The 6,980-nt window shown below is 38.8% G+C and carries 6 protein-coding genes and 1 pseudogene; 6 read left to right on the forward strand and 1 reads right to left on the reverse strand.

Annotation, left to right across the window (positions count from 1 at the left end; translation table 11 throughout):
- Positions 1–131 precede the first annotated feature (131 nt).
- The 4 genes from V7149_RS15755 to V7149_RS15770 all read left to right on the forward strand — a co-directional run bounded on the left by V7149_RS15755 (position 132) and on the right by V7149_RS15770 (position 5,382).
- Positions 132–998, forward strand: a complete 867-nt coding sequence (locus V7149_RS15755; protein ID WP_335346565.1) for a Cof-type HAD-IIB family hydrolase — start codon at positions 132–134, stop codon at positions 996–998.
- 160 nt (positions 999–1,158) lie between these two features.
- Entirely contained in the window at positions 1,159–2,670 is a 1,512-nt protein-coding gene (locus V7149_RS15760) for a coproporphyrinogen III oxidase (protein ID WP_335346561.1), read from the forward strand.
- Between the two features lie 152 nt (positions 2,671–2,822).
- Positions 2,823–4,442, forward strand: coding sequence for a long-chain fatty acid--CoA ligase (locus V7149_RS15765; protein WP_335346566.1), 1,620 nt, complete (start codon positions 2,823–2,825; stop codon positions 4,440–4,442).
- A 148-nt stretch (positions 4,443–4,590) separates the two neighbouring features.
- Positions 4,591–5,382, forward strand: a complete 792-nt coding sequence (locus V7149_RS15770) for an enoyl-CoA hydratase (RefSeq protein ID WP_335346562.1) — start codon at positions 4,591–4,593, stop codon at positions 5,380–5,382.
- A 61-nt stretch (positions 5,383–5,443) separates the two neighbouring features.
- On the opposite strand, the gene V7149_RS15775 is transcribed toward V7149_RS15770, so the two are convergent.
- The gene (locus tag V7149_RS15775; protein ID WP_335346563.1) at positions 5,444–5,629 is read right to left on the reverse strand and encodes a YhzD family protein; all 186 of its coding nucleotides are present in this window, start codon (positions 5,627–5,629) and stop codon (positions 5,444–5,446) included.
- A 166-nt stretch (positions 5,630–5,795) separates the two neighbouring features.
- Between V7149_RS15775 and V7149_RS15780 the strand changes: the two genes are divergently transcribed.
- Both V7149_RS15780 and V7149_RS15785 read left to right on the forward strand, forming a co-directional pair.
- Positions 5,796–6,695 carry an ABC transporter ATP-binding protein gene (locus V7149_RS15780; RefSeq protein WP_335346564.1) on the forward strand — a complete coding sequence of 300 codons (900 nt, stop codon included), beginning with the start codon at positions 5,796–5,798 and terminating at the stop codon, positions 6,693–6,695.
- A pseudogene (locus tag V7149_RS15785) lies at positions 6,688–6,980 on the forward strand (ABC transporter permease); the annotation flags it as partial. The gene V7149_RS15780 and the pseudogene V7149_RS15785, both read left to right, overlap by 8 nt.

Below are 6,980 nucleotides of genomic sequence, written 5' to 3' on the forward strand. Positions count from 1 at the left end.
TCTTTATACATTTTTTAAATTGGTAAATTTTTCAGGGGATGAAGTTTTCAAAGGGATTGTTCTATTCCTTTTTCTCCTTTCATAAAAGTGTAATAGGACAATTTTACACTCCACGAATAGGGGGCAATATGATGATTTACAGGCTGTTAGCGTTAAATATTGATGGCACTCTTCTTCAATCAAATGGAAGACTTCATAAATCTACAAAAGAAGCGATCGAATATGTGCAGCAAAAAGGTATCTATGTAACACTAGTAACGGCAAGAAGCTTTCCATCCGCAAAAAAAGTGGCAAAAGCACTAAAATTAGACTCATCCATTGTCGCACATAGTGGAGCTTATATTGCCAGATCACGGGATAAACCCATTTTTGTCAGGCGGATTGCAGAGGATGTAACTTATGAAATTGTGAGGTTGCTTGAAGGATTTTCCTGTCAGATTCGATTGGTTCATGAAAAATATTCGTTAGCCAACAAATCTAAGCTAAATCATAATATGCTGGCTAAGACCGTCTTTTCATCAGGAGATCCGATTTTTTATTCTCAGCAATTTGTCGATTCCTTAAGTGATACGATCCTCGATGACCCTGCCAATCCTCCGAAAATAGAAGTTTATTTTGAGGATGAAACAGATCAATTGGATGCAACGGCAGCCATAAAAGGGATGTTTTCAGAAATTGATATTCTCCAGCTGAACAATCTCCGTATCGATATAATACCAGCTGGAGTTTCCAAGCTTAATGGTTTGTTGTATTTAGGAGACCACTTAGATATTGCCCGCAGTGAAATGGTTGTGATTGGGGATGGCCTCGATGATCTTGGCATGATTGAAGCTGCCGGACTCGGTGTTGCCATGGGAAATGCACCTGTAGAAGTTAAAAAAGCAGCGGATTGGGTCACACGTTTGAATAATCAGCACGGCGTCACCTATATGGTGAAGGAGCATTTCAGAAAGCAGCATCCGATTGAATTTTTGAAGAAAATGAATTTATTGAAATAGTTTTATTCAAAAGGAGTTGATCTTAACAGATCAGCTCTTTACATATTGACCTTAAATAATCATTTCTGTACACTTAAATAGGTTCATAATAATACAATTCTAACTGCCATCAAATCTATTTTGATGGTAGTTTCACTATATTGATAAAAAGGTGATTGCATTGCAAATTTTAGTTACAGGGTTACAAGATGAGCGGTTTCTGCGTCCGCTTCAACTGATCGCAAATTTATTTTTTGAGGAATGCCAAGTGTCCTTGAATTCTCATCATGATGAGGATTTAAAGATCGTTATTAATCTGGAAGCAAAAGAATCTGTTCGTGTTAAAGCTTCGCTTACAGATCGGGATAGGATGGAGAAGGCAGCATCCTATGAAGCTTTATTAATAGATACAGAGTCAGAGAAAGAGCATTTTAAGCAAATTAAAACTGCCGTTTCCCATGTATATTTAAAGGTTCTACAAGAGTGGACTGGCATTAGTCAAAAGTGGGGAATCCTTACTGGAATCCGTCCAACAAAGCTTCTGCATCGCCATATGAAAATGAAAACACCTATGGCCGAGGCACATCATCAATTAAAAGAGGATTACTTAATTACAGATGAAAAGATCCAGCTTATGCAGCAAATTGTTGACAGGCAACTGACTGTTGTACCTGACCTTTATGAGCTTCAAAATGAAGTCAGCATTTATATTGGAATTCCATTCTGCCCAACAAAGTGTGCCTATTGTACATTCCCGGCTTATGCCATTAATGGACGGCAAGGGTCTGTTGATTCATTCTTAGGAGGTCTTCATTATGAAATGAGGAAGGTTGGGGACTGGCTTAAAGAAAATAAGGTGAAAATCACGACAGTTTACTACGGCGGGGGCACCCCTACAAGTATTACCGCTGAAGAGATGGATATGCTTTATGAAGAAATGTATACCTCATTCCCTGATGTGGAAAAGATACGTGAAATTACCGTTGAAGCAGGAAGGCCGGACACGATCACAACTGAAAAGCTCGAAGTGTTAAAAAAGTGGAAAATAGATCGGATTAGCATTAATCCGCAGTCCTATATTCAGGAAACATTAAAAGCGATTGGAAGACATCATACTGTTGAAGAAACGATAGAAAAGTTCCATTTAGCACGAAATATGGGCATGAATAATATTAATATGGATTTAATTATTGGGCTCCCAGGTGAAGGCATGCCGGAATTTTCACACACACTAAGTGAAACAGAAAAGCTCTTGCCAGAATCGCTTACTGTGCATACTCTTTCTTTCAAACGTGCTTCCGAAATGACGAAAAACAAGGAAAAATACAAGGTAGCCGATCGAAATGAAATTGAAAAGATGATGGACACGGCTGAGAATTGGACAAAAGAGCATAACTATACCCCATATTATTTATATAGACAAAAAAATATCCTTGGCAATCTTGAGAATGTTGGCTACTCACTTCCCGGTCAGGACAGTATCTATAATATTATGATCATGGAAGAGCAGCAGACGATAATTGGTCTGGGTTGTGGCGCAGCTAGTAAATTTGTCCATCCGACCACAGGGAAAATCACACAATTTGCCAATCCGAAGGACCCAAAAACATACAATGAAAGCTTTGAGAAATACACAGATGAGAAGTTGAGATTATTAAGTGAATTATTTGATACACAAGAAACCCTTGTTTAAAACAGCAGGGGTTTTTCTTAATGATGATATTTTTGAAAATTTAGAAAATAAGAAGGGTTTTTCTAAATTAAATAGAATGTTTTAGGTACAAAAGATCATACACTTCATTGAATAGAATGTAAGCGCTTAATTTAAGGGAGGAATCGAATATGATGATGCAAACACCTTTAACAATGACGCAAATGATCAAGAGAGCGGAAAGATTTTTTCCAAAGAAACAGGTTGTATCAAGAACAGCGAGCGGGATTCAGCGGTTTACATATAAGCAGATAGCTGACCGGACAAGAAGGCTTGCTGAAAGTCTCCAAAAGCTAGGAGTGGAAAGAGGAGATAAGATAGGGACTCTAGCTTGGAATCACCACCGCCATTTGGAAGCGTATTTTGCGATTCCATGCAGCGGGGCCGTACTCCATACGATTAATATTCGCCTATCTCCGCAGCATATTGTTTTTATTATTAATCATGCAGAGGATAAAGTTCTTTTAATTGACTCAGATATCCTCCCGTTGATTGAAGCAGTAAAGGACAAGTTGCCGAATGTGAAAGCATTTATCATCATGACGGATGATGAAGAGCTTCCTGAAACAACTTTATCTCCTGTTTACCATTACGAGCAGTTACTTGAAGAGGCTACGGGTGACTATGATTATCCAGATGATCTTGATGAAAATGCTCCAGCTGGCATGTGCTATACGTCAGCCACGACAGGGAATCCAAAAGGTGTCATCTATTCTCATCGCGGAATCGTCCTTCACAGTATGGCATTAGGAATGGCAGATAGTGCGGGGGTTAGTGAGAAGGATATTGCCATGCCGGTCGTTCCGATGTTTCATGTTAATGCATGGGGATTGCCGTTTGCAGCTGTTTGGTTTGGCACAAACCTAGTTATGCCGGGTCCGTATTTTACTCCAAGGCTATTAGCTGAACTCATTCAAGAGGAAAAGGTGACCATAACAGCAGGTGTTCCAACGATTTGGCTGGGATTATTAAAGGAGCTTGACGAAAACAAGTATGATATGAGCTCACTGCGTTCAGTCCTATGTGGCGGTTCTGCAGCACCGAAAGGGATGATCAAAGCCTTTGAACAAAAGCACAATATTCCTTTCATGCATGCTTATGGGATGACTGAAACGAGTCCATTAGTCGTAATTTCTACCTTAAAAAGCTATCAGGAAGAGCTTTCCTATGAGGAGCGTCTAGACTTGAAAGCAAAGCAGGGCATTCTCGTTCCAGGACTTGAAATGAAAATTGTCGGGAAGGATGGAGAAGCAGCTTGGGATGGAAAGGAAATGGGGGAGCTTGCTATTCGGGGACCTTGGATTGCCTCAGAATATTATAAGGACGAACGAACGTCTGAGGCGTTTCGTGATGGGTGGCTCTACACAGGGGATGTGGTCACCATTGATGAGGAAGGCTTTATGAAAATTGTCGACCGAACGATGGATTTGATTAAGAGTGGCGGAGAGTGGATTTCCTCTGTTGATATTGAAAACGCCTTGATGGCACATGAGGCTGTCTTTGAGGCAGCTGTAGTAGCTGTACCTCATGAAGAATGGCAGGAGCGTCCAGTTGCGTGTATAGTCCTAAAAGAAGCTTATCAAGGTAAAGTAGACAAACAAGAAATATTGGAATTTTTAAAGCCGCAATTTGCCAAATGGTGGCTTCCAGATGAGATATTATTCTTAAATGAAATTCCGAAAACCTCCGTTGGCAAGTTTCTGAAGATGGCACTAAGAGATCAGGTACAAAAGGATCTGACCGAGACAAAATAGGTAAAGTATGCGGCCGTATTTTTTTACGGTCGTTTCTCATTTTGGCTGTTCAAATTATTATCAAAAATATTATGAATAATCGTTCATTTAAGTTTTTAAATTTGATGAAAGTCATTATAATTAGATTTAAAGAAAGGGAGGGGTTAGATTGACTATTGACTTTGGAACTGAAACAGTAAATTTGGTAATTCATGGGCGTGTGGCTAAAATTGAGCTGAACAGACCAGATTCCCTTAATGCGTTAAGCGTAGAAATGCTTAAGGATCTGGCTGCTGTATTAAAGAAGGTTACTACTGTTGATGAGGTTGATATTGTTGTCTTGACAGGAAAAGGACGGGCTTTCTGTTCAGGGGGAGACATTAAAACGATGTTATCGTCAACTGATAAAAGTGCCTTTCCTGAAGTGATGGATAGCATTAGTACAGTCGTAAAAGAGCTTTATTGCATGCCTAAATTAACAATTAGTGCAATTTCGGGTGCAGCTGCAGGTCTTGGTCTTAGCCTTGCCTTAGCGACTGATTATGTGATAGCTGAGAAATCGAGCAAGATTGCGATGAATTTTATTGGAATCGCCTTAATTCCTGATGGTGCGGCCCATTATTTCTTAGAAAAGCGTCTTGGAGAAGATAAAGCAAAGCACCTCATTTGGGAAGGGAGGCCATTAGCTGCTGATGAGGCTTACCAGCTAGGTCTTATTCATGAGGCAGTTGAAGAGGAGCTGAACAATGTACTAGACAAAAAAATAAATACTTGGCTAAGAAGCCCAGTAAAAGCCATGATTGAAACGAAAAAAATCTTTATAGAAAAAAACCTCCCAGAACTAAATAAAATCCTCGAGCTTGAAAAAGCGGGTCAGTATAAAATGACGCAAACGCAAGATCACCAAGAGGGCATTCAAGCGTTCATCGAAAAAAGAAAACCTGTATTTATCGGAAAATAATGTGAGCGAAAAGCAAAAAAGGTTAGCTTCAGTTCTTTTTTGCTATCGCCATTTAAGTCAATTAAGAATGAAATAAAATGAGTTTCCCAGAAGGAGAAGTGCAGCGATATGTTTTTTCATCGAAGCCTTTTTCCTTTATCATTTGCTCGCTCTTCCCTTTTGCCTCTATATCATCTCCTGCTTGAAAGGCCTCGTCTAAAAGCTTTTCTCCACTTTTTTCAAAAACAGTTAATTTATATGTCTTCATAAAAAATCCTCCTTGATCCTAATAATAATGATTACTATTATTTTTCCATAATTTTCGGATTTGTGCAAAGTCTTTATTAATGGAGATCAAATAGGAAAAAATGAAAAAGTATTTGAACCTTTTTTCTATATTAATCGTATAAGTAAGAGGATAGGAGGAGTATGAAATGGGATTAAAATTAGAGCATGTAACAAAGCGCTTTGGAAAGTTTACAGCTGTTGATGACCTTTCAATAACGATTCCCGAAAAAGAAATGTTTGGCTTTCTTGGGGCGAACGGAGCGGGAAAAACGACAACTTTTCGAATGATTCTTGGCTTAATTGATGTAAGTGAAGGGAATATCACATGGGACGGAAAACGGATTGATTATTCTACTAGTCCGATTATTGGGTACCTGCCAGAGGAAAGAGGGTTATACCCGAAGCTTAAGGTTAAGGATCAAATTGTTTATTTAGCGAGATTAAGGGGAATGCATAAACAAGAAATATTGAAGGAGCTTGACTACTGGCTGAACCGGTTTAAAGTACCTGAATATGTGGATAAAAAAGTCGAGGAGCTTTCTAAGGGGAACCAACAAAAAATCCAATTTATTACAGCGGTCATACATAAACCAAAATTATTAATTCTCGATGAACCTTTTAGCGGTTTAGATCCAGTAAATGTGGAACAGCTTAAAGATGCTGTTATTGAATTGAAGAATAAAGGGACTACGATTGTTTTCTCTTCCCATCGCATGGAGCATGTGGAAGAAATGTGTGAGCATTTGTGCATCATGCATAGAGGGAAGCCAGTTGTGAAAGGGGCCCTAAAAGAAATCAAACGTTCATTCGGGAAAAAGAATTTAGTTATTCATGCTGACTTCAGCCTTGAGTATTTAAAGAATTATCCTGGCGTTTCAAGGGCTCGGCAAACGACTGAAGGCATCCATTTGCAAATCGAAAGTGAAGACATTGCAGAGAGAGTCTTGAAGGAGATTGTTGGAAAAGGATTTATTCGAAAGTTTGCACTTGAAGAGCCTTCATTGAATGATATTTTTATTGAGAAGGTGGGTGCTTCCTATGAGTAATTTTTGGATCATTCTTGGTCATACATACTTTTCCAAGCTCAAAACAAAATCATTTATTATTACAACGCTTATCACAGTGCTAATTGTAGCGTGCCTAACTAATATGTCTAGAATTATGGACTTTTTCAATAAAGGTGAAGGATCTGAAGAAACGATTGCTGTCATAGACGAAACGGGAGAACTAATCAATCCTTTATTGAACCAATTGAAAATGAACAATAGTGATATTCAGCTTAAAACCTTTAATGGTAGTGTAAAAGATGCAGAAAACGCAGTGAAAATGGA

The organism is Bacillus sp. JJ1503, assembly GCF_036965125.1.
Taxonomy (GTDB): domain Bacteria; phylum Bacillota; class Bacilli; order Bacillales; family Cytobacillaceae; genus Cytobacillus.

Bases quoted from the DNA above. Each gene is read 5' to 3' on its own strand.
- V7149_RS15755 (WP_335346565.1), top strand. From the start codon at position 132: ATGATTTACAGGCTGTTAGCGTTAAATATTGATGGCACTCTTCTTCAA.
- V7149_RS15765 (WP_335346566.1), top strand. From the start codon at position 2,823: ATGATGCAAACACCTTTAACAATGACGCAAATGATCAAGAGAGCGGAA.
- V7149_RS15775 (WP_335346563.1), bottom strand. From the start codon at position 5,629: ATGAAGACATATAAATTAACTGTTTTTGAAAAAAGTGGAGAAAAGCTT.
- V7149_RS15780 (WP_335346564.1), top strand. From the start codon at position 5,796: ATGGGATTAAAATTAGAGCATGTAACAAAGCGCTTTGGAAAGTTTACA.